The sequence below is a fragment of the Agromyces humatus genome (genome assembly GCF_021228295.1).
GTDB lineage: Bacteria > Actinomycetota > Actinomycetes > Actinomycetales > Microbacteriaceae > Agromyces > Agromyces humatus.
Window position 1 is genome coordinate 202,207 of the sequence record NZ_JAJQPD010000004.1, and the last position, 22,868, is coordinate 225,074.

11 protein-coding genes are annotated in these 22,868 nt (G+C 67.6%); 2 read left to right on the forward strand and 9 right to left on the reverse strand.

The features are described 5' to 3' along the window. Positions 1-33: 33 nt before the first annotated feature. From nrdF to LSF15_RS08585, 5 genes are all read right to left on the reverse strand, one after another. Complete coding sequence (gene nrdF / locus LSF15_RS08565) at positions 34-1,056, reverse strand: class 1b ribonucleoside-diphosphate reductase subunit beta (protein WP_232498107.1); 1,023 nt, start codon at positions 1,054-1,056, stop codon at positions 34-36. A 103-nt stretch (positions 1,057-1,159) separates the two neighbouring features. Continuing rightward, positions 1,160-3,292, reverse strand: a complete 2,133-nt coding sequence (nrdE, locus tag LSF15_RS08570) for a class 1b ribonucleoside-diphosphate reductase subunit alpha (RefSeq protein WP_232498108.1) — start codon at positions 3,290-3,292, stop codon at positions 1,160-1,162. 5 nt (positions 3,293-3,297) lie between these two features. Next, positions 3,298-3,732, reverse strand: coding sequence for a class Ib ribonucleoside-diphosphate reductase assembly flavoprotein NrdI (nrdI, locus tag LSF15_RS08575; protein ID WP_232498109.1), 435 nt, complete (start codon positions 3,730-3,732; stop codon positions 3,298-3,300). 66 nt (positions 3,733-3,798) lie between these two features. Continuing rightward, positions 3,799-4,032: a glutaredoxin-like protein NrdH gene (gene nrdH, locus LSF15_RS08580; RefSeq protein ID WP_026481845.1), complete on the reverse strand. Its 234-nt coding sequence runs from the start codon at positions 4,030-4,032 to the stop codon at positions 3,799-3,801. Between the two features lie 432 nt (positions 4,033-4,464). Continuing rightward, positions 4,465-8,871, reverse strand: a complete 4,407-nt coding sequence (locus tag LSF15_RS08585; RefSeq protein WP_232498110.1) for an endo-alpha-N-acetylgalactosaminidase family protein — start codon at positions 8,869-8,871, stop codon at positions 4,465-4,467. 245 nt (positions 8,872-9,116) lie between these two features. Here LSF15_RS08585 and LSF15_RS08590 point away from each other — a divergent pair, with 245 nt between their 5' ends. Further along, complete coding sequence (locus LSF15_RS08590) at positions 9,117-9,914, forward strand: alpha/beta fold hydrolase (RefSeq protein WP_232498111.1); 798 nt, start codon at positions 9,117-9,119, stop codon at positions 9,912-9,914. Between the two features lie 207 nt (positions 9,915-10,121). Here LSF15_RS08590 and LSF15_RS08595 read toward each other — a convergent pair whose 3' ends face one another. Further along, entirely contained in the window at positions 10,122-10,697 is a 576-nt protein-coding gene (locus LSF15_RS08595; RefSeq protein WP_232498112.1) for an HhH-GPD-type base excision DNA repair protein, read from the reverse strand. Between the two features lie 207 nt (positions 10,698-10,904). Between LSF15_RS08595 and LSF15_RS08600 the strand changes: the two genes are divergently transcribed. After that, positions 10,905-11,294: a glyoxalase superfamily protein gene (locus LSF15_RS08600; protein WP_232498113.1), complete on the forward strand. Its 390-nt coding sequence runs from the start codon at positions 10,905-10,907 to the stop codon at positions 11,292-11,294. Positions 11,295-11,410: 116 nt separating this feature from the next. Here the strand turns inward: LSF15_RS08600 and LSF15_RS08605 are convergent, their stop codons facing one another. From LSF15_RS08605 to LSF15_RS08615, 3 genes are all read right to left on the reverse strand, one after another. Next, positions 11,411-16,873 (reverse strand): alpha-L-arabinofuranosidase family protein, encoded by a 5,463-nt coding sequence (locus LSF15_RS08605; protein ID WP_232498114.1) that lies wholly within the window; start codon positions 16,871-16,873, stop codon positions 11,411-11,413. Positions 16,874-16,972: 99 nt separating this feature from the next. Beyond that, entirely contained in the window at positions 16,973-21,574 is a 4,602-nt protein-coding gene (locus tag LSF15_RS08610) for a family 43 glycosylhydrolase (RefSeq protein WP_232498115.1), read from the reverse strand. Between the two features lie 208 nt (positions 21,575-21,782). After that, the gene (locus LSF15_RS08615; RefSeq protein ID WP_232498116.1) at positions 21,783-22,820 is read right to left on the reverse strand and encodes a LacI family DNA-binding transcriptional regulator; all 1,038 of its coding nucleotides are present in this window, start codon (positions 22,818-22,820) and stop codon (positions 21,783-21,785) included. Positions 22,821-22,868 lie beyond the last annotated feature (48 nt).

Consider the following 22,868-nt stretch of genomic DNA (forward strand, 5'->3'; position numbering starts at 1 on the left):
CGCCCATTCCCCTTGCTTCTTGACTAAACGAACCTAGAAGTCCCAGTCCTCATCCTCAGTCACGACCGCCTTGCCGATCACGTAGCTCGACCCCGACCCCGAGAAGAAGTCGTGGTTCTCATCCGCATTCGGCGAGAGCGCCGAGAGGATCGCCGGGTTCACGTCGGTGACGGTCTTCGGGAACATCGGTTCGTAGCCGAGGTTCATGAGGGCCTTGTTGGCGTTGTAGTGCAGGAACTTCTTGACGTCTTCGGTCAGGCCGACGCCGTCGTAGAGGTCCTGCGTGTACTGCACCTCGTTGTCGTAGAGCTCGTAGAGCAGCGAGAACGTGTAGTCCTTCAGGTCGTCGCGCTCGGCCTGCGACACCTGCTCGAGCCCCTTCTGGAACTTGTAGCCGATGTAGTACCCGTGCACGGCCTCGTCGCGAATGATCAACCTGATCAGGTCGGCCGTGTTGGTGAGCTTCGCCCGTGACGACCAGTACATGGGCAGGTAGAAGCCCGAGTAGAACAGGAACGACTCGAGCAGCGTCGAGGCGACCTTGCGCTTCAGCGCCGAGTCGCCCCGGTAGTACTCCATGACGATCGCGGCCTTCTTCTGAAGGTTCTCGTTCTCGACCGACCAGCGGAACGCGTCGTCGATGTCCTTCGTCGAGCACAGCGTCGAGAAGATCGACGAGTAGCTCTTCGCGTGCACCGACTCCATGAACGCGATGTTCGTGTACACCGCCTCTTCGTGCGGCGTGATCGAGTCGGGGATCAGCGAGACCGCGCCGACCGTGCCCTGGATCGTGTCGAGCAGGGTGAGGCCGGTGAACACGCGCATCGTGAGCGTCTGCTCTTCAGCCGTCAGCGTGTTCCACGACTGGATGTCGTTCGACAGCGGCACCTTCTCGGGCAACCAGAAGTTGTTCACCAAGCGGTTCCAGACCTCGAGGTCCTTGTCGTCCTGGATCTTGTTCCAGTTGATCGCGTTGACGTGGCTGACCAGCTTCAGCTTTCCGCCGGTGTGCGCAGGGTCGTTCTTGGCCGAGTTGACCGGGTCGGTGAGAGTCATGTCTGTCAGTCCTTCTAGGCGGATGTCGCGTGCGAATGCTTCTGGAGGCCGGGTTTCGAGACGGCGCCGCGCGCCTCCTCAACCCGCGAAAGGTGAAACATCCTCATAGCGTGCAGCTGACGCACATATCGAGCTCGGTGCCCTCGAGCGCCATCTGCCGCAGGCGGATGTAGTAGATCGTCTTGATCCCCTTCTTCCACGCGTAGATCTGCGCCCGGTTGATGTCGCGGGTCGTCGCCGTGTCCTTGAAGAAGAGCGTGAGCGAGAGGCCCTGGTCGACGTGCTGCGTCGCCGCGGCGTAGGTGTCGATGACCTTCTCGTAGCCGATCTCGTAGGCGTCCTGGTAGTACTCGAGGTTGTCGTTCGTCATGAACGCCGCCGGGTAGTACACGCGACCGAGCTTGCCTTCCTTGCGGATCTCGATCTTCGACGCGATCGGGTGGATCGACGCCGTCGAGTTGTTGATGTACGAGATCGACCCGGTGGGCGGCACGGCCTGCAGGTTCTGGTTGTAGATTCCGTGCTGCGTGACGGATGCCGCGAGCTCGCGCCAGTCCTCTTGTGTCGGGATGTGCACCCCGGCGTCGGCGAAGAGCTGCGTGACCTTCGCGGTCGCGGGCACCCACGGGGCATCCGTGTACTTGTCGAAGAATTCGCCGCTCGCGTACTTCGAATCCTCGAAGCCCTCGAACGTCTCGCCGCGCTCGATCGAGATGCGGTTCGACGCGCGCAGCGCGTGGAACAGCACCGTGTAGAAGTAGATGTTCGTGAAGTCGATGCCCTCTTCGCTGCCGTAGAAGATGCGCTCGCGGGCGAGGTAGCCGTGCAGGTTCATCTGGCCGAGGCCGATGGCGTGCGACTTGTCGTTGCCGTCTTCGATCGAGCGCACCGACGAGATGTGGCTCTGGTTCGACACCGAGGTGAGGCCGCGGATGGCGGTCTCGACGGTCTTGCCGAAGTCGGGGCCGTCCATCGTGAGGGCGATGTTCAGCGAACCGAGGTTGCAGCTGATGTCTTTGCCGATGGCGTCGTACGAGAGGTCTTCGTTGTACGTCGTCGGGGTGTTCACCTGCAGGATCTCCGAGCACAGGTTCGACATGTTGATGCGGCCCTTGATGGGGTTCGCCTTGTTCACCGTGTCTTCGAACACGATGTAGGGGTAGCCGCTCTCGAACTGGATCTCGGCGATCGTCTGGAAGAACTCGCGCGCGTTGATCTTCGTCTTCTTGATGCGCGGGTTGTCGACCATCTCGCGATAGTTCTCGGTGATGGGCACGTCGCCGAACGGCTTGCCGTAGACCTTCTCGACGTCGTACGGCGAGAAGAGGTACATGTCTTCGTTGTTCTTGGCGAGCTCGAACGTGATGTCGGGCACGACGACGCCGAGCGACAGCGTCTTGATGCGGATCTTCTCGTCGGCGTTCTCGCGCTTCGTGTCGAGGAACCGCATGATGTCGGGGTGGTGCGCGCTGAGGTAGACCGCGCCGGCACCCTGGCGTGCGCCGAGCTGGTTGGCGTAGCTGAAGCTGTCTTCGAGCAGCTTCATGACGGGGATGATGCCCGATGACTGGTTCTCGATCTGCTTGATCGGTGCGCCCGACTCGCGGATGTTGCTGAGCAGCAGCGCCACGCCGCCACCGCGCTTCGACAGCTGCAGCGACGAGTTGATGCCGCGCGAGATCGACTCCATGTTGTCTTCGATGCGCAGCAGGAAGCAGCTGACGAGCTCGCCGCGCTGCGCCTTGCCCGTGTTGAGGAACGTGGGCGTGGCCGGCTGGAAGCGCCCGCCGATGATTTCTTCGACCAGGTCGATCGCGAGCTGCTCGTCGCCCTGGGCGAGCCCGAGCGCGGTCATCACGACGCGGTCTTCGAAGCGCTCGAGGTACCGCTTGCCGTCGAACGTCTTCAGCGTGTAGCTCGTGTAGTACTTGAACGCGCCGAGGAACGTCTCGAAGCGGAACTTCTTCGAATAGGCCAGGTCGTTGAGTTTCTGGATGAAGGCGAAGTCGTACTGCGCGAGCACCTCGGGCTCGTAGTACTCCTTCTCGACGAGGTAGTCGAGTCGCTCTTTCAGCGAGTGGAAGAAGACCGTGTTCTGGTTGACGTGCTGCAGGAAGTACTCGCGCGCCGCCTCGCGGTCTTTCTCGAACTGGATCTCGCCGTTCGCGCCGTAGAGGTTCAGCATCGCGTTGAGCGAGTGGTAGTCCATGCCACTGGCCACGCGCGGGGCGTCCATGAGCGCTACGCCGTCAGATGCGGTTGCGTTTGCCGCTGTGCCTGTTGTAACCAAAATGCGTCCAATCCATCGTTGACGGCGCGAACGTCGTCTGGGGTTCCGAATACTTCGAAGCGGTAGAGGTGCGGCACGTGGCATTTCGCGGCGATGACATCGCCGGCGAGGCCGAAGGCCGTACCGAAGTTGGTGTTGCCCGCGCTGATGACGCCGCGGATGTACGAGCGATTCTCGGGATCGTTCAGGAAGCGGATGACCTGCTTCGGCACGGCGCCTTTGCCGTCGCCGCCGCCGTAGGTCGGCAGGACGAGCACATAGGGCTCGTCGACGTGCAACTGCTGCTCACGCGCATACAGCGGGATGCGGGTCGCCGAGCGGCCCAGTTTCTCGATGAAGCGCTGCGTATTGCCCGAGACGCTCGAGAAGTAGACCAGGTTCGTCATGGTGCACCTCGTCGGTGGTCGAGTCGCGGCGGCGAAGCCGGCGCGTATCGAGACCCGAGACCCGACTCACGCCAACCGGGAAGCCAGTTCGTCGATCTTGTCGGGGCGAAAGCCCGACCAGTGACCTTCATCGGTGATGACGACCGGGGCCTGCAGGTACCCGAGCTCTTTGACCTGCGCGAGGGCGTTCTCATCGACAGACAGGTCGAGCACTTCGTACTCGATGCCCTTGCTGTCGAGGGCGCGATACGTCGCGTTGCACTGCACGCAAGAAGGCTTGGTGTAGACCGTGACCGTCATGGTTTTCCCCTCGTTCTCTGCCCTGTTCAGGGCCATCCCCCGGTGTGTGTTTCTGGACTTCTAATACTACATCTAGTGTTCACCGAACTCGACTGCCACAACATGATGTAGTTACATCAGTGTAGTTATCCACCGCGTTATCCACTGGTTGTGAACAACGGATGTCGCGTGGATCGGCCTGTTTCCGCGGGTGCCGCCGAAGTTATCCACACCCGAGAAGAACTGAATCTCTTCACCTGTGGAGTACCGCCGGGCGTGTCGCGGCGTGTCGCTGCCACGAGCCCTCGGGCCTCGAAAACCGCTCGACCCCTATATGTGGTGTTGTACCTCTCACGATGCCACCACCCACTGACATCGGGGCACGTGCCGCGAACGCCGAAGGCCGGCGGGGTCCACCACCCCGCCGGCCTTCAGCCCTTCACTCCCCCGTCATCACGCGCAGGTGAGCTTCGCGTTCCCCCAATCCGCGTGGTCGTCGCCGGCGTCGTCGGCGTTGCGGTCGACGATGAGCTCGAGCGACTCGACGCCCGAGACATCCACGTTCAATGCCACCCCAGGGTCGTTCCACCCGATGACGCCCGTGCGGGTCAGTTCGACGCCGTCGCCCTTCACGATGAAGATGACGTCGCCGTTCTGCTTCACATCGTGCGAGTCGTCGAGTCCGACGGTCGCCGTGAACACCGAGCATGCGCCGGCGAGCGCGAGCTTCACGTTCGAGTCGGCGTGCGTGCCGAGACCCTTCGCGAACGAGACCCCGCCGATCGTCAACGGAAACCCGTCGCCCGCGACATCCTCGCCGTTCGACTGGTCGCGCTCGACCGGACCCCACCCGTTCGTCGACGAGACGAAGGGCAGGTCGCTCACGAACACCGACCCGGTGGGCACCTCGGGATCGCCGGGCTCGCCAGGCGTGTCGGAGCACTCGAACTTGGCGTTCGCCCAGTCGGCGTGGTCGTTGCCGTTGCCGTCGGGCGTGGTGCCGGCGACGAGTTCGACGTACTGCGCGCCCGAGATGTCGGCGTCGATCGCGAAGGTCGCCGAGTTCGGCCCGAGCACCGGCGACGTCACGACCGTGCGGCCGTCGGCGACGACGCTGAACACGACCGAGCCGCGCGTGCGCTGCACGTCGTCGATGCCGACCGAGGCGGTGAACGCCGTGCAGTAGCCGCCGACGTAGTAGCGCACCGTGCTCGGCGCGTGGGCGCCGAGCCCCTTCTCGTAGACGACGCCGTTCAGTGTCAGCGCCGGGCCGTCGCCCTCACCCTGTTCGCCGTTGGCGCGGTCGCGCTCGACCGGACCCCAGCCGTTCGTCGCGCTCACCCAGGGGTGGTCGCTCGCGAACACGTCGGCCTGCGGCGGCCCGGGCAGTGTACGCACCGCGGTCGTCGAGGTCACGGTGCGGTCGCCGATCGGCTCGGTGGTCGTCGTGTACCCGGCCGTCGCGACGAAGTCGTACGAGCCGTCGGCGGTTGCGGGCGCCACGACATCCCAGTGCGTGGTGAGCGTGCCGCGGACGGGCAGGTTGGCCGCGGTCGACGCGTCGCGCGCCACGGCCGTCCACCCCTCGGGCACCTCGAGCTCGACCGACACGTCGGCGATCGGCGCGGATTCGTCGGACGTGAACGTCGTCACGAACTCCTGCGTCTTGCCCTGCTCGATCACGTCGGGCGTGAGGTCGCCGGCCAGCGTCGCGCAGGCCGCGATCGTGCTCGACTCGCCGAGGTCCTCGACGAGCAGGTTGTCGACGATCACGTCGGCGCCCGCCGCCGAGCCGAGCCGCTGCAGGCCGACGAAGGTGTCGCCGCAGAAGCTCGCATCGACGGTCTGCTCGAACCGCTCGGTCTCGGTGACCTCGCCGATCGCCGTCGACCGCGTCACGATCGGCCCGGCAGCGCGGTCGTAGCCGGTGACCCAGGCGTACTCCCCCGCCTTCGAGCTCTGGTAGTCGAACGAGACGCGGTACGAGTGCCCGGGTTCGAACGGGATCGTGTACTCCGACGTGCGGTACACGAGGCCCCGGTTCTCTTCATGCGCCATCAGCGACCAGTCGCCGTCGAGCACCATGTCGAACGTGCGACCGTTCCAGCCAGACTGCGTGAACGGCTCGTTGCGGCCCGCGAGGTGGGTGCGCGGGTCGGTCGATCCACCGGCGTTGCCCTTGATGAAGGGGCCCCAGCCGAGGTCGACGTCTTCGAAGTCCTCGGCGTAGACCGCACCGTCGGCCAGGTCGGCCCGGCTCGTCTCGACGATGCGCACGTCGTCGATGAGCACCCGGGCGTCGCCTGCCTCCGACGAGATCGTCAGCGTCGGCCGGGCACCGCCCTCGGGCACGTCGACGAGCACGCGCAGGCGCTGCAGGTTGGTGCCGTTCTTGTCGTCGGCGGCGACGTAGTTGGTCGCGCCCGACGAGTCGATCGTCACCGATTCGGATGACCCTCCGGGAACCGTCACCGCGAGGGTGGTCGGTCGCGTCTTCCCGGGCTGCACCTCGACGAACGCACTCACCGAGTAGGTGCCCGCCTCGAGGCCGCCGAGGCGCTGGCTGATCGACGACGCCTCGGCGCCGAGCTGGGCGAACCGGCGACCCAGGTTGTCGCGCAGCGGAGCGGCGCCACCCGTCGGGTTCCACGCCTCGAGCGATCCCGCGTTGAAGCCGGGATCGACGACACCCGACTTGTCGCCGAACTTCGCTGCCTTCGGCAGCGCGCTCGCCTCGGTCGACTTCGTGCCCGTCGTCAGCACGTACGCCTGCGAGGCATCCGCTTCGATCGTGACCTGGCCGTTCACCACCGGGACATCCGCCACCTTCTCGCGACCCGTGTCGGTGAGCTCGAACAGTTGCAGCGACGCCGCGCCGGCGAACTCGTCGGTCAGCGACCACGTCGTCGACCCGCCCGCGGGGTTGTAGTGATAGAGCTTGTCGACCTTCGTGCCGTCCTTCGACGCCCACGGCAGCAGGTAGGTGCCGCCCTGCAGCACCGTGTCGCCGCCCACAGTGATGTGCCGCTCGGCGGCCGTCGCGCCGGTGACGCTGACACCGCTGGTGAGGTCGATCTGCGCCGGAGTCCAGCGCATGATCTCCTCGTGCTGCAGGAACTTCGCGGGCAGGTTCGCCACCCACACGTTCCGCAGGAAGCCGTCGAAGTCCTTCTGGCCCGTCCAGCCCTCGAATTCGATGATGTGCGTCGCGCCGAGCTTCGCGTCGGGGTTCCACACATCGGCCTGCGAGTTGTTCACGAACCGCAGGATCTGCGAGTTGACGCCCTTGTTGTCGGTGCCGCCGTACTTCTCGTCGTTCGCCCAGTGCGACCACGTGTTGTTCTCGCTGAGCTTGTCGGCCCACTCGGAGCCGACACGGAACCCGTGACCGACGAGCGAGTCCTGGATCTTCTGGGCGAGCCAGCCGTGCTCGTAGTACACGTCGACGTAGACGAAGTCGAGGTTGTCGTTCGTGGCATCCGCGAGTTCGCCGATGCGCTCATCGAGCGTGCCCGACACGATGTCCTCGCGCTGGTCCATGTAATAGGACTGGTCGAGCCAGTTCCAGCCCTTGCTGTTCTCATTCGCGAGTGCGTCTGAGAACGACTTGGCCTCAGGGTAGATCTCGGTGGCGTTCACGTGCACACCGAACGAGGCGTTCCACTGCTCGCCCTTCTCGGCGAGGGTGTTCAGGTCGTCGAGTCCGCCGGCGCGCTCGTTGAAGTTGTCGCCGTAGTCGGTGTTCGCCGAGTCATGACCCTCACTCGTGTAGCCCTTCAGCATCGCGACCTGGCCGAGGCCGTCGGTGGCGAGCGAGATGCGCTTCACGTCGTCGAGCGTGCGCAGGAACGGGTGCGTGGCCTGCGATGCGAAGTTGAACGGGATGTGGGTGACGACATTGTCGGGCGTCTCGTCGCCCTTGAACGGGGCGACGCGGATGTCGCGCATCGCGATCGCGCCGTCCTGCCAGTCGACCGTGTCGTCGCCGTTGGCGTCGGCCGTGATCGCGACCTTCACCCACGGCAGCTCTTCGGTCGTGGTCGCGCGGTCGGCGCGGTAGAGCCACGGCCCGCTCGAGATGCCGACCTGCACGCCGCCGGCGCCGTCGGCGACGGCCTGGCGGAAGAAGTTGCCCGAGTCCTTGTTCGACGGGCCGCTCGAGGTGTCGTAGAGCGCGTTGGTCGCGAACGCCGCGGCGAGCTGCGACGTGTTCGCGATGATCGCGTTCGATCCCTTGGGGGCCGCGTCGAGCGGGGTCGCGGGCGTCACCGGGATGAACGCGTCGCCCGAGACGTTGCGGTTCACCGACAGGTTCGCCACGGCGACGGATGCCCCGGCCTCGGCCGATGACACCGACACGAGGTTGTGCCCGGGGATCCGCAGGGACTTCACGATCGCGTCAGGGTCGGTGATCTTCGTCGCCGCGAGGGTCACGACCTCGCCGTCGAGACTCAGGCGGGCCTCGATGACGACGCCGTCGAGGTTCGTCGGCGTGATCACGTAGTCGACGGATGTCTCGTCGACGACACCCGACGTCACCGTCACGGGTTGCACGGTGTCGTTCACGGTCAGCTGCGACAGCACGGCGGGATTGCCGGCCAGCGAGGCATCCGTCGCACGATGCGTGTAGCTGACGACCTGCGGGAACGCGGCCGAGACGACCACGTCGAGCGTGCCCGAGCGCAGCAGGTGCTGTGCGTCGGCGAGGCCCGAGTCGAGGGCGGCCGGGGCGGCGGTCGCCGCCCCGGTGGTCGTCGCGGCCGCCGCCGGGGCTGCCGCGAGGGGGAACATGGCACCGGCCGCGAGCACGCTCGCGAGTCCGATCTTGCCGAGTCGGTCGATGAGTCCTGGTGAAGGCATCCTTGGCTCCGAGTCATCGCCCCTCACGGGGCGGTTGCCGTTCCATCGAGCGGATGTCGATGAATTGTTAGCGGTATCAACGAGTATCTTGACGGCCGTTGACTGATCTGGCAAGCCCTGACCGCACATTGGCCATGAAGATGTCACACGGTAACAATCCTTGCTATCGAATTCCGGTGCCCGTCGGTGGAGGTCGTCGGCGCAGCGGCGTAGCCTGACCGCGAGCACGCGAGCAAGGGAGCCCGATGATCGAGTACGTGACATCCGCCGACGGCACGCGCATCGCGTACGACCGTCAGGGCTCCGGCCCGCCGGTGATCCTCATCGCCGCCGCCATGCAGTTCCGCGCCTTCGACCCGACGACCGCCGAGATGGCGGCACTGCTCGCGAGCCACGGCTTCGACGTCGTCAACTTCGACCGACGCGGCCGCGGCGAGAGCCCCGCCGAGGCGCCGATCACGCTCGCGCAGACCATCGGCGACCTGCGGGCGCTCATCGACGTCGTGCTCGATGGCACCGACGACGCGGTCGCGCTGTTCGGCTCCTCGTCGGGGGCGTCGATCGCCCTCGCCGCCGCGGCGGCCGGCCTGCCCGTGTCGAAGTTGGCGCTCTTCGAGGTGCCGCTCGACCCCGAAGGCGGCAACGAGGGTGCGGTGTTCCTCGCGGAACTGCGCGAGCGCATCGCGGCGGGCGACCGCACCGGCACCCTCGAGACGTACATGGCCGACATGCCGCCCGAATGGCTCGAGGGTGCGAAGCAGAGTCCCGCCTGGCCGACGATGCTCGACGTCGCCCCCAGCCTCGAGGCCGACGCCGAGTCACTCGCCTGGTCGCAGTCGGCACCGCGCGCCGAGCTGTGGCGCGGCATCACCGCGCCGACCCTCGTGATGGTGGGCGAGCAGACTCTGCCGATCATGACCTCGGCAGCGGCATCCGTCGTCGCATCGATGCCGAACGCGCAGTCACGCGTGGTCCCAGCCGAAAACCACGCGTTCGAGCCGCACTCGATGGCGCTCGCCATCGCTGAGTTCCTTGTCGGCTGAATCCGCCGCGCGGGTCGAGTGCCGGCGCGGCCTGTGTGTCGAGAGCCCCGACAGGAAGAACTCGGGGCTCGGCGGCGTGTCGGGCCCCCGCCAGCACGGCATGTCGCGCAGAAGTTCCTGCACTGGTCGGGCCCGCCCTGCGGTGGCCGGAGCGGGATCAGGATCCCTCGGCCGCGGAGCGGGGTCAGAACCCGGCGGCCGAGCGGGTCAGGACTTCGCGGCCTTGGCCGCGGCCTTCGCCGCCTGCTTCGTGGCGCGCACCCTGGCGAGCGACTCGGGGTCGACGATGTCGGCGACCGAGTAGTGGCTGCCGTCTTCGCCGTAGGCGCCGGCCGCCTCACGCCAGCCGGCCGCCGCGACGCCGAGCTGCTTGCCGAGCAACGCCAGGAAGATCTTCGCCTTCTGTTCGCCGAATCCGGGCAGGGCCTTGAGTCGCTTCAGCACCTCGGCGCCGTCGGGATCGCCCTTCTGCCAGATCGCGGCGGCGTCGCCACCCCACTCGTCGACGACCGCCTGCGCGAGCGCCTGCACCCGACCCGCCATCGAGCCCGGGAACCGGTGCACGGCAGGGGTCTGCTTGAACAGCTCGGCGAAGTGCTCGGGGTCGTCGCCGGCGACGGCCTCGGGATTGATCGCGCCGAGGCGCTGCCTGATCTTGAGTGGTCCGGCGAACGCGGTCTCCATCGCGACCTGCTGGTCGAGCAGCATGCCGGTGAGCAGGGCGAACGCGTCGGTGCTGAGCAGCTCGTCGGCCGCGGGATCTCCGGTGATGTGCAATGCCATGGGCTCCATCCTTCCACCGCGCCGTCACGGGACGAAGAGCAGGGCCATCACGGGACGAAGAGCAGGGCCGGCGGATGTCACGGCGCGAGCCGTGGCATCCGTCGGTCGATCTCGAAGCGGACAGGAACTGGCCGCATGCTTGGCGAGACTGATCGCAGGGCGATTCGATGAGACGGATCGTGCCGAACACCCTACGAGGAGCGCACCATGGACTGGAAGATCGAACTCATCTTCGTGCCCGTCACCGACGTCGACCGCGCGAAGGCGTTCTACGTCGAGAAGCTCGGCTTCAACGCCGACCACGACCAGCGGGTCAACGAGAACCTGCGCTTCGTGCAACTCACGCCACCCGGCTCGGCGTGCTCGATCGCCTTCGGCGAGGGCATCGGCGGCAGCCTGAAGCCGGGGCAGCAGGACTCGATCCAGGTCGTGATCCCCGATGCCGACGCCGTGCTCGCCGACCTGCGCGCGAAGGGCGTCGAGGCCGAGGGCGTCGACGATCAGGCGTGGGGACGGTTCATCACGCTGAGCGATCCCGACGGCAATCGTTGGACCCTGCAGCAGCTGCCCGACTACTCGGCGGCGGCGAGCGCCTGACGAGCGCGCGAGCCGGCGCACACAGGTCGGCGGATCCTCCACAGGTCGGCGGATCCTCCACATGACGACGGATGCCTCGGAGTCGACGACCCCGAGGCATCCGCGTCAACCTGGGACTACCCGCCCGAGCCGCACCCGTCGCCGTTCAGCCAGAACGCAGTGGGAGGCTCGTTCCCGCCTCCGTTCAGGCGTCCGTTGAAGCCGACCTCGATGCTCGCGCCCGGCTCGATGCGCCCGTTCCACGGCAGGTTCGTCGCGGTCACCGACGCGCCGTCCTGCGACCAGAACGCGTCGCGGCCGTTGCGGACGGTCTGCGAGCCGTCGAACTCGAAGCCGAGCTCCCATCCGTCGATGGGCTCGTCGCCGGTGTTCGAGATAGTGAGCGTCGCGTCGAACGCCTTCTTCGAGTTGCCCTCGACGACGTAGCCCACCTCGCACGTCGGCACGTGCTCGGAGAGCGAGAGGAACGTGATCGAGTACGCGGGGAAGTCGTACGTGAACTCGTTCGCGCCGCCATCCCACTCGCGGTCGACCGGAACGAGGTGCTCGGGGTCGGCCTTGGTGTTCACATCGCCCGGCACGCCGACCATCTCGGTCACCGCGACGTCGTCGTCGACGACCATGCCGCCGGTCACCGACACCGCCGTGCGCGCGGTGGCGCCCGTCGGGTTGACGACCTTCAGCACCGTGTCGCCCGTCTGCTCGTCATGGGTCACGACCTGGTAGAGGCCCTTCGCGCTCGGCTCGGTGTAGCGCAGCTGCAGCACGCCGTCGAGGTAGAGCTCGATCGTCGAGCCCTCGACGACCACCTTCACCGCGTAATCGCGACCCGTTTGGATGGACCGGTTCTCGACCGCCGCGACCTCGTTGGCCGACCCGCCGCTTGCGTGTTGCAGCACCGAACGGCTGTTGTTCCAGCCGCCGAGGTTCCACCAGTAGTAGTCGTTGGCACCACCGGCCGCGAAGCCGATGAGGAAGCCCTCGGACCCGGCGAGCTTGCGCGCGTCGAGCTCGAGGGTGTAGTTCGACCAGTCCTGCGCGTATGCGTCGGGCGCGAGCGCCCGGGCATCCTGCACCGAGGTCGACGACTGCACGTACTCCCCGCCCTGCACCGTCCAGGTGCCCGAAGCCGGCGACCAGTCGGTGCCGGAATCGAACGTCTGGGTGTGCAGCACGTCGCCGGTGGCGTTCGAGGTCACCCGCACGTCGTCGTAGGCCGCGCTCGTGCGCCACGTCGACAGGAACACGCCGCCGTCGAGCGCGTGCGCGGGCCGGGACTCGGTGTGAGTCGACGGCACCACCGCGTCGCCGACGTTCGTCATGAACATCTGCTGCGTGTAGTAGTTCACCGACCCCCACGACTCGTCGTTGTCGAACCACATCATGTCGGGGGCCCACTGCACGTGGTCCTCGTTGGCGAACATCGGCGCGTAGGAGGCGAGCTCGACGAGGTCGGAGTTGCGCTCCAGGCCCGTCATGTACGCCGCCTCGGCGAGCGCGTTGCCGAACGTGTTGCCCCGCGAGGCGTACTCGCCGAGGAAGACGTGCGGGCCCTCGCGGTCGTACGCGTCGTACCGCTCCGAGTTCTGGAGGAACCACTGCGGGTCGTTGTAGTAGTGCTCGTCGACCAGGTCGACGCCCTGCGCCCGGTTGAACTCCCAGAGTTCGTCGAAGCGCGCGCCCGTGTCATCGGGCCCCGAGTTCGAGATGATCGTGATCTCGGGGTAGGCGGCGGCGATCGCGTCGCGGAACTTCGGGAAGTTCGCCTGGAACGTATCGGTGTTCTCCTCGTTGCCGAGGCCGATGTAGCGCAGGTCGAACGGCTCCGGATGTCCCAGCTCGGCGCGCTTCGCTCCCCACTCGGTCGTCACGTCGCCGGTCGCGAACTCGATGAGGTCCACCGTGTCCTGCACCCAGCGGGCGATGCGCGCGTCATCCGTCATCTCGGGAATGTTGCTGCCGCAGCCATTGGCGCCGACCGACACGACAGGCAGCGGCGTCGCGCCGAGGTCCTCGGCCCACATCATGTACTCGAGGTATCCGATGCCGTACGACTGGTTGTAGCCCCAGAAGTTGAAGTTCGTCGGCCGCTCCTCGACCGGTCCGATGGTCTCCTTCCATTGGAAGGTGCGCTGACGGTCCTGACCGTCGGACTCGAGGTAGGTGTCGAACGTGCCGACGTTGGTGACGCATCCGCCCGGGAACCGGAGGAAGCTCGGGTCGAGCTCGGCGACCTTCTCGGCGAGGTCCTTGCGGAGCACGCTCGGGCCGTTGACCGGCCCCACCCATGTGTCCACCGGGAACAGCGAGACCATGTCGAGCTGCACCGACCCCGCCGCACCCGTGAGCACGACCAGCCGACCGGCGTCGGTCGTCGCGTTCGCGGTGAGCCGCACCTCGGCCTGACGCCAGGTGTCGTCGCCCGCGATCGAGACGGTGCCCATCGCATATCGGGTCGCGCCGTCGGCGCTCTCGACCGCGACCGTGAGGTCCTGCGCGATCGCCGAGCGCGTCCACACCGAGAAGTCGTAGCTCTCGCCCTCCTCGACCGCGATGCCGCGGTTGAACCCGATGTTGCGCACACCGACCCCGGCCGCGCCGGCCGTGATCGTGAGCGATGCCCGGTTCGAGTCGTTCAGCCAGCGGGCGCGGTCGGTGCCGACCGCGATCGTGCCGGTGGCGCCGCGCTCGACCTTCTGCCATCCCGTGAGCGCGTTGAACGAGACGTTGTCGGCGGTCGAGAACTCGAACGAGCGGTTGCGCACGAGTTCGGCGTACAGCCCGCCGTCCGCCGCGTAGTTGATGTCCTCGTAGAAGATGCCGTAGAGGTCGTCACTCATGTCGGTGCGCTCGGCCGCGGTGTCGATCGCGATGGAGTGCTGGGCGATCTCGACGGGCACGACCGCGAGCCGCGCCGCATCCGCATCGTCACCGACCACCAGACGGCCCTCGGCGTCGACACCGACGTAGGCGTCGCCGGTCGCCGTGCGCAGCGCGATCCTGCCGCCGCCGACGTCCGTCAGGCGGAACGCCGTCGGCTCATCGGCGTCGCCGCCGAACACGACACGGCCGTCGCGAACGACCACCGGGCGGTCGCCACCCTGATCGCGCAGGGCGATGGGGCGAGCGGATGCCTCGCCGGCGAGCTCCTCGGCCGTGAATGCGAGCTCGGCGAACGGCCGCTCCTCGACGAACCGGATCGTGTCCTCGACCTCGGCGAGGCGGGTCGCGTCGCCGTCGCGGCTCAGCGTGAACGCCCCCTCGGGCACGAGGTCGGCGCCCTCGGGCGCGACGAGCGCGAAGTAGTCGAACACGGCCTCGTGGCTCGGCGCGCCGCCCGCGGCGAGCGCGTAGAGCCCGATCCGGGTGACGTCGAAGCCGACGGTTGCGCGGGCGGCCTCGACCCATTCGAAGCCGGTCCAGTGGCTCGTGACGATCTCGTCGCCGGTTCGCTGCACACGCAGGTACTCGTGCGTCGACCCCGGACGTGCGGTGAACGACGAGCGGTAGATCGCGTTCTCCTCGACGCCGTTCTCGATGACCGTCGGCCCGCCGGGTGCGAAGCTGACGTTGGTCAGCCCGGCCCGAACATAGTTGTCGAGGTCGGCCATCGCGATGAGGCCGGCGCCCTGGAAGTTGGTCGACACCGCGCCCGTGACCGACGTGTATGCGGTGAATTCGCCCACCGGCACGTCGATGAGGAACACGTTGTCGGCCGTGTTGTCGCCCTGGTAGGTGTCGCCGTTCTGCGAGTGGAGCGTGAGCGATCCCGCATTCTCGGTGAGCGACCACGCGCTCGGCGTCTCCGACGTGATGCTCCACCGGTCGCCGAGCGTGTCGGCGTCGAACTCGTCGACCCATGCGTCCTCCGGCAGCTCGGGCGCGGCCGGCGACGCGACCGTGATCGCGGCCTGCCCGGTCGTGCCGCGGATGGAGGCCGCCGTGATGGTCGCGACGCCGTCGGCGACCGCGGTCACGAGACCGTTCGCGTCGACCGTCGCGACCGACTCGTCGCTCGAGCTCCAGGTCACGCTGCGGTCTTCGGCGGTGACGGGCGTGACGGATGCCGCGAGCTGCCGCGTCGCGCCGGGCGCGAGCGAGATCTCGACCGGTGCGACCGTGACCGCCTCCTCGAGCGCGTCGGGCTGGTATGCCTCGAGCAGGCGCTGGTACTCGCTCGCCGTGACGGGGATCACCGTGCCGTGACGCGGGCTCTCGGGGAGTTTGGCGCTGGGCATGGCCGTCCACTCGGCGCTCGCGAGATCGCCGGTCTCGAAGAGCATGTAGCCCTCGCCGCCGTGGTACGACGGCTGGTCCTGCAGCAGGTACCACGTGTCATCCGTGTTGCTCTGGAAGACCGACGGGCCCTCGCCGCCCGTGAACGTGCCACCCCATGGGTTGGGCTGGCCGAAGCCGATGCGCTCGGCCATCAGCTCCCAGCCGTCGCCCTCGGCCACGCCCTGCGTGCGACGCAGGTCGCTCGAGCGCTCCTGGCGCATGCCCATGTACGACTCGTCCTTGGTGAGGCGGTAGTACACGCCGTCCTGGCGCGCGACCGTGGAATCGATCATGCCCCGGCCGGCGCCCTGCGGCTCGTCGATCCAGACCTGCGGCTCCGAGAAGGTGACGAAGTCGCGGGTCGTGGCGTACATCATGCGCTGGTAGCTCGTGGAGATATCGCGCTGCTCGGGCGGCAGGTCGGCCGGGTAGAGCGCCGATGCCCAGTACACGACGTACTCCCCTGCAGCGTCATCCCAGTACGCTTCGGGCGCCCAGGTGTTCCCCGCGTTCTCGGGGGCGACGACGACCTCGCGCTGGTCGGACCAGTTCACGAGGTCGGTCGACTCCCAGACCATGATCGAGCGACTCCCGGTCTCCTGCGCGGTGCCGAAGTCGCCGCCGCCGAAGATCTTCAGGTCGGTCGCGATGAGGAAGAAGCGATCGCCCTCGGGCGAGCGGATGATGAACGGATCGCGCAGGCCCTGCTCGCCGAGCGTCGACGCGAGCACCGACTCGCCGTCGTTGAGGGTCATCCACTCCTCGGGGTCGTTGCCGACGCTCGCGGCGAAGGTGATCTCCTCGCCGTCGTCGGTCGACTCGCCGACGAAGTGGGGGAAGAAGTAGGCGGCATAGGGCTCGGCGGCGGGGAGCGGCGTGACGGTGACGACGTAGTCATGGGTGGCCGTGGCGCCATCGAAGCTCGCGGTCGCCTCGAGTGTGACCGTGACGGCGCCGGCTCCGTGAGCGGGCCGCTCGACGAGGCCGTCGGCCGAGATGACCGAGGCGTCGTTCGACGCCCAGCTCAGCGTCGATCCGCCGGCTCCTGTGACGGGCAGCGCGATGTTGCCCCGCACATCGTCGAGGTTGGGGATGGTGACGCCGGCCGCATCGGAGGCGGCGATGTCGCCGGGTGCTGCCGCCACTGCAGTAGCGAGGGGTAAGCCGACGGCCGCGGAAGGGGCGAGCAGCGCGAGGCTGAGCGCAGCGCAGAGTGCGACGCCCGCTCGGCGGCCGACGCGCCGTCGCGGGTCCGGCGGTTCGACCGCGGGTGACATACCGGTGGGAATGGTCGTGGTCATTTGGTGAGCCTCTCTCGTCATTGAGTGCCTGCTTCGTGTTGTCATGCGCGCGCGGTCAGGGTCGTTCGGTGCGCCCCGACTTCAGCGCAGGAACCGGGACTATCGCTTTCGGACCTGTATCTCCTGTGACGCATCCGACTCCGGCGAGGAGCCGACCTCGTTGTGCGCCACGATCGTGGCGCTGTACTTGGCGCCCGGCTGCAGGTCGGTGAAGGTGACCATCACCGAGGCACCGCCAACCTCTTTGACCAGCGTCGGGAGGTTGGGCGACTTCGGCCACAACGTCACGATGTAGCCCGTGACCGGCGCTCCCCCGTCGTCGGGCGCCTCCCAGTGCACCATCACCGACGCGGAGCCACGCGTCACCTCGGGTGCGGCCGGCCGAGCTGGTGCTGTCGAGGGCGCGCGTACCGGTCCGACTTCCGCAGTGGCGGTCGACGGACTCCAGAGCGGCTTCGCGGCGGTCACCGTTACCCCGATGATGGCGTCGACATCCGAGTCTGTCAGCGCGTACTCCGCATCTTCGGCGCCCGTGATGACCTCCCCGTCACGTGTCCAGCGATAGCCCGACGGCACCCACGGCTCAGCAACGCCGGCACGAAGGACCTCGCCGACCTGAGTCTCGCCCGAGATCGCGACGGCGAGGGGCTCCAGGTCCACGACCGTCTTCGGCGCCACGCTCTCAAGGGTCGGCGTCACGGTCCTCATGAGGCCGTCTTCGTCGAACTCGATCCGGTCGATCGTCGTCTCGCGGTTCGTGCCATTCCCGTCGGGCATCGCGAACCGGTGGTAGGCGATGTACCAGTCGTCAGTGCCGGGCACATTAACGATCGAGTTGTGGCCGGTGCCTCGGATGCCGAGCGAGGCGTCCTTCTGGAGGATGACGTCACGGTTCGTCCACGGCCCCGTGATGCTCGTGGCGGTCGCGTAGCCGACCCGATAGTTCTCAGATCCGGTGTCGTCGATGGAGTAGGTGAGGTGGTAAAGCCCGTCGCGGTAGTTCACGAACGTGCCCTCCCGATACGATGTCAGGCCACTGATCGGCGCGATCGTCTCGGTCTTCACCGAGAGCATGTCGTCATTCAGTTCCGCGAAGAGCGGCGTGCCGTTGCCCCAGAACAGGTAGTACTTCCCGCTCACCGGGTCATGGAACGCGGCGGGGTCGATCGCCTGCCCCGACTTCACAGCCTCGCCGTTGGTGATCATGGCGGTGGGCTGCGCGACGAACGGGCCCTCGGGGGTGTCGGCCACCGCGACGCCGATGGTCTTGCGGTTGTACGTCGGGTTGTGGCCACTGAAGTAGAAGTAGAACTTGTCGTCGCGCTCGATGATGGTCGGCGCCCACGCGTTCCCGGTCGCCCAGGGCACGTCGCCGTTGGCACCGTCGAGTGTCAGGAACGGCTCGGCCGAGCGCTCCCAGTCGACGAGGTCCTTCGACTTCCAGATGTAGAACTCCTTCCCGCCCCACCCGGCGAACCCGTCGGTCGTGGCGTAGATGTAGTACGTGTCGCCGAACACCGCGATGTTCGGGTCGGCGTACAGTCCCGGCAGCACCGGGCTGTTCATCACGCGCGCCTGCATCGTCCAGGTCGCGGTCGAGCCGTCGGGTGCCGTGAGCGTGTAGGTGATGGGCTCGCTGAGGTCGACCGTGTCGCCCGATGCCGGCGACACCGTCACGCCCTCGGCGGCGCCGAACACCGGCGCGAGCGCCGCGATATCCGTGCCGGGGACCACCGGGAAGACCACGGTGCGGGCGGATGCGTTGACGATCGGCGCAATCCTCAGCGCGTCGGGGTCCGCGAGCGTCACCCCGGACAGCGCCGTCGTGTTGCCCGATCGCGTGAGCACCTCGCTCGCGCTGAGCGCGCGGTTGTAGAGCGCGAACTCGCGGAACTCACCGCGGAACCGGGAGTCGGCGTTGTACAGCGAGCGGCCGAGGTAGTTCGCGAACGTCTGTCCGCCCCCGATGTCGCCGGGGTCGAGCGTCACGTTCGTGTTCTTCGCGACCTCGACTCCGTCGAGATACAGCCGGGCCGTGGTCCCCTCGAGCGTGTACGTCAGGTGCGCCCAACGGTCACGCGTCAGCGCCGCCCCCGAGTTGACCGTCTGCTCGGTCGACCAGTTGCCCGACGCGATGCTCGTGCGGTAGTTATTGCCCGTGGTGAAGAGGTAGCCATTGCCGACCCCGGATGCGTCGGTGTTGCCGAGTCCGTAGATGAAGTACGAGCCCGACTGCGCCGGGTCGATCTTCACCTCGGCCTCGACCGTGAGGTCCTCGACGCCCGTCAGGATGTGGTCGGGCAGGTCGACGTAGTCGTCGGCGCCGTCGAAGCGGAGCGAGCCGCCCTGCTGCCATGTCGCGCCGCCGACGATCGTGCCGTCGTAGCCGTTGCCCGAGCGGTCGGCGACGACAGAGCCCGAGGCATCCGTGAAGTCGTAACGCAGGATCTCGCCCTCTTCGTTGGCTTCGACGGGCGGCGGGCCGGCGGAGAACGCCGCGAGCTCGGCGGCGGTCACCGGGATGACGGTGCCGTGGCGCGGGCTCGCCGGGAGGTCGTACTGCGCCGACACCTGCCAGTTCGGTGCGCCGATGTCTGCCGTCTCGAGCGGGATGTAGCCGCGCCCGCCGTACTCGTCGACGAAGAGGTAGGTCTTGTCGCCGTTCACGTCGCCCGGGTTCGACGTGAAGGCCGTCGGTCCCTCGACCGCGCTCGTGCCCGCGTCGCGTCCGATGCACGAGTCGATCATGGTCCACGCCTCGAGGGTGGCGCGCAACTCGGTCGAGGTCTCCTGGATGATGTCGCTGCATCCGGTGCCGCCTGCGCCTTCGTCCTTGGTGAACCGGTGGTAGACGTCGCCGGCCTTGATCACCGTGGAGTCGATGCGCGACATGCCCTGGTCCTGCCAGATCTGCGGCTCGCTGAAGGTGACGAAGTCGCGCGTGGTGGCGTAGAGCATCTTGTTGTACGTGCTGCCCGTGTGGCCGGGGTCGTCCTCTGCGTAGAGCTTGGAGGCCCAGAACACGACGTAGGCGCCGATCGACTCGTCGTAGTACGCCTCGGGCGCCCACGTGTTGCCCGCGGTGTCGGGCGCGACCTTGACGTGGCGCTGCTCCGACCAGTTCACGAGGTCGCGCGACTCCCACACCTCGAGGTACTGGCTGCCGGTGCGCTGCGAGGCATCCCAGCTCGTGCCGCTGCCGATCGAGAGATCAGTGGCGATGAGGTAGAACGTGTCACCCTCGGGCGAACGGATGATGAATGGGTCGCGCAGGCCCTTCGTGCCGTACTCCGAGGTCAGGGTGGGCTGGCCGCCGTTGAGCTCCCTCCAGTCGAGGGCGTTGTTGCCCTCGCTCGCCGCGAAGTAGATGTTCTCGCCGGCGAGTGAGTTCCCGGTGAAGTACGCGAACGCGTAGCCCTCGAACTCATCGAGTTCGACCGAGGCGCGCACCTTCGCGACGAACTCGCGCGTGGCGGATGCCGCATTCCTCGTGACCGTGGCGGTGAGCGTCACGTCGGTGTCGGCCGCGGGCCGGGCGACGACGCCGTCGGTCGCGACGATCTCGGGGGCCGACGAGGTCCACGAGATCTCGGTGCCGTCGGGTGCGCCGGGCAGTGTGAGGTTGCCGCGCACGTCGTCGACATTGGTGATGGCGAGTGCGGTGGCCGCCGCGTCGACGACGCTCTGGTCGTCGGCGTCGGCCAGAACGGTCGCGGTGAAGTCCTTGGTTCCGCTCGCGCCGCCCTTCGACACGGTGGCGGTGAGAGTGACGGATGCGTCGCCGCCGCCCGCTGCCGGCCGGGTGACCGCGCCCGAATCCGAGATGACCGCGGGGTCGCTCGACGCCCATGCGATCGTCGCGCCGTTCTCGCCGGTGGTCGGAAGCGTCAGGTTCCCCTCGACCGCGGACAGGTCGCCGAGGTCGAGTGCAGCGAGGTCGCGATCGACCTCGACCTGGTCGCTCGGATGCAGGGCCGCCACCTCCTCGGCGGTCAGCGCGACGTCGTAGATGCGGAAGTCGCGCAGGCTCCCCGCGAGGTACTTGTCGGCCGTGTACACCGAGCGACCGAGGTAGTTGGCGGTCGTCACGCCGTTGCCGATCGACCCGGGCGTGATGGTGACGTTGGTGTTCTGGGCGACCTGCACGCCGTCGAGGTAGATGCGTGCCGTGTTCGAAGCGTCGTCGAGCGTGTAGGTGATCGTCTTCCACACGCCGCGCGCGAGGTTCGCACCGCTCGACACGGTCTGCTCGGTCGACCAGTTGCCGGTGGCGATCGACGACCGGTACGCGTTGCCCGACGAGAACAGGTAGCCGTCGCCGACCCCCGACGAGTTCGTGTTCCCGAGGCCGTAGATGAAGTACGGCGTCGACTGCGTCGACCGGATGAGCACCTCGGTGCTCACCGTGATCGACGTGAGTCCCGCCATGATGTCACTCGGCAGCTTGACGTGGTCGTCGACGCCGTCGAGGCGAACGCCCGCACCACCGGTGAGCGTCGGCCCGCCGGCGATCGTCGCGTCGCGGCCATTGCCCGACTGGTCGACGGCGACGGCGCCGCTCGTCTCGTCGAACGCGTAGTGGACGATGAGGCGGTCGTCCACCTCGGCGAAAGCGGGGGTCGACGCCGAGACCGCGACCGTGAGTCCGAGAAGGGCGGAGGTCGTAGCCGCCAGAGTTCGTAGTACGACGTTGTGCTTCATTGCGCAATCCTTCGGACTTGCCTCGGCATCGCGGTCGAGGTCGCTTTTGGGGTTCGGATGAGATGTTAGCGCTCACAGTATGCAGTTCACAAGAGGCAGTGACGGGTGTGTCTGTCCCGTATTCTCGCAGCACTCTGCGGCAGGGCCTCTGAGTGTGAACCCTCACATTCCATCGCGGACACGGCTGATGCCGCGGTGTGAAGGAGTCTCAGGAGGTGAGTGTCACGCGCTCGCGGCTCGGCGCGGCGGTGCTCGTGCGCACGACGAGATCGGGCACGCGCGGCGCCGGCGTGCGGTCGTCGTCGCCGAGCACCGCGAGCACGCTCGCCATGGCATCCCGGCCGAGCCCGACGAAGTCCTGGCGCAGCGTCGTGAGCGGAGGCGCGAAGAAGGCCGCCTCGGGGATGTCGTCGAAGCCGACGATGCTGACATCACCCGGCACCGACAGCCCAGCCTCGGCGAACGCGTGCATGACGCCGAGCGCCATCTGGTCGTTGGAGACGAACACCGAGGTCATCTCGGAGTCGGACGCGAGCGTGCGGCCGTGCATGTATCCACTGCCCGGCGACCAGTCGCCGACCAGTGGCTCGCGCGCCGGCAGTCCGTGTTCGCCGAGGGTCGCAGCCCAGCCGCGCACGCGCTCCGCCGCGTCCATCGCGTTCGACGGCCCGGCGATATGCCGGATCTCGCGGTGACCGAGGCCGATGAGGTGGTCGACGGCGAGGCGTGCCCCGGTGTACTGGTCGAGCCATACCCGGTGCAGCGCGCCACGCTCCTCGGATGCGACCGCGACGACGGGCACGCCGAGTTCGATGCCGTCGAGCGCGTCGAGCGCAGCTCGCTCCGCGGCGATGAGCACGATCGCCTCGACATTCTGGCGCACGAGGAGTTCGGCCGTGGAACGCATGCTCGCGGCATCGGTCTCGCGCATGCTCGCCGTGATGACCGTGTACCGGGCGTCGCGCGCGGCCTCGTTGAAGTACAGCGCCGTCGACGACGGGCCGTAGTCGGGCGCGCCGGTCACGATGAGCCCCAGCGTGCGGGTGCGGCGCGTCACGAGCGCACGGGCGGCGGGCGACGGGACGTACCGGAGCTGCTTGATCGCCTGCTCGACGCGGGCCCGCGTGGCCGGACGCACATTCGGCAGGTCGTTGAGCACGCGTGAGACCGTCTGGTGCGACACGCCGGCGAGCCGGGCCACGTCGAAGATGGTCGCGGCTCGCGCCTTGTCGTCGTGATCGCCCACTCGCTGCCCGGCTCCCTGCCCCGCGCCCACGGCGCGTCATCATGTCGA

Coding starts and splice junctions, on each gene's coding strand:
- nrdF (WP_232498107.1), bottom strand. CDS start 1,056: ATGACTCTCACCGACCCGGTCAACTCGGCCAAGAACGACCCTGCGCAC.
- nrdE (WP_232498108.1), bottom strand. CDS start 3,292: ATGGACGCCCCGCGCGTGGCCAGTGGCATGGACTACCACTCGCTCAAC.
- nrdI (WP_232498109.1), bottom strand. CDS start 3,732: ATGACGAACCTGGTCTACTTCTCGAGCGTCTCGGGCAATACGCAGCGC.
- nrdH (WP_026481845.1), bottom strand. CDS start 4,032: ATGACGGTCACGGTCTACACCAAGCCTTCTTGCGTGCAGTGCAACGCG.
- LSF15_RS08585 (WP_232498110.1), bottom strand. CDS start 8,871: ATGCCTTCACCAGGACTCATCGACCGACTCGGCAAGATCGGACTCGCG.
- LSF15_RS08590 (WP_232498111.1), top strand. CDS start 9,117: ATGATCGAGTACGTGACATCCGCCGACGGCACGCGCATCGCGTACGAC.
- LSF15_RS08595 (WP_232498112.1), bottom strand. CDS start 10,697: ATGGCATTGCACATCACCGGAGATCCCGCGGCCGACGAGCTGCTCAGC.
- LSF15_RS08600 (WP_232498113.1), top strand. CDS start 10,905: ATGGACTGGAAGATCGAACTCATCTTCGTGCCCGTCACCGACGTCGAC.
- LSF15_RS08605 (WP_232498114.1), bottom strand. CDS start 16,873: ATGACCACGACCATTCCCACCGGTATGTCACCCGCGGTCGAACCGCCG.
- LSF15_RS08610 (WP_232498115.1), bottom strand. CDS start 21,574: ATGAAGCACAACGTCGTACTACGAACTCTGGCGGCTACGACCTCCGCC.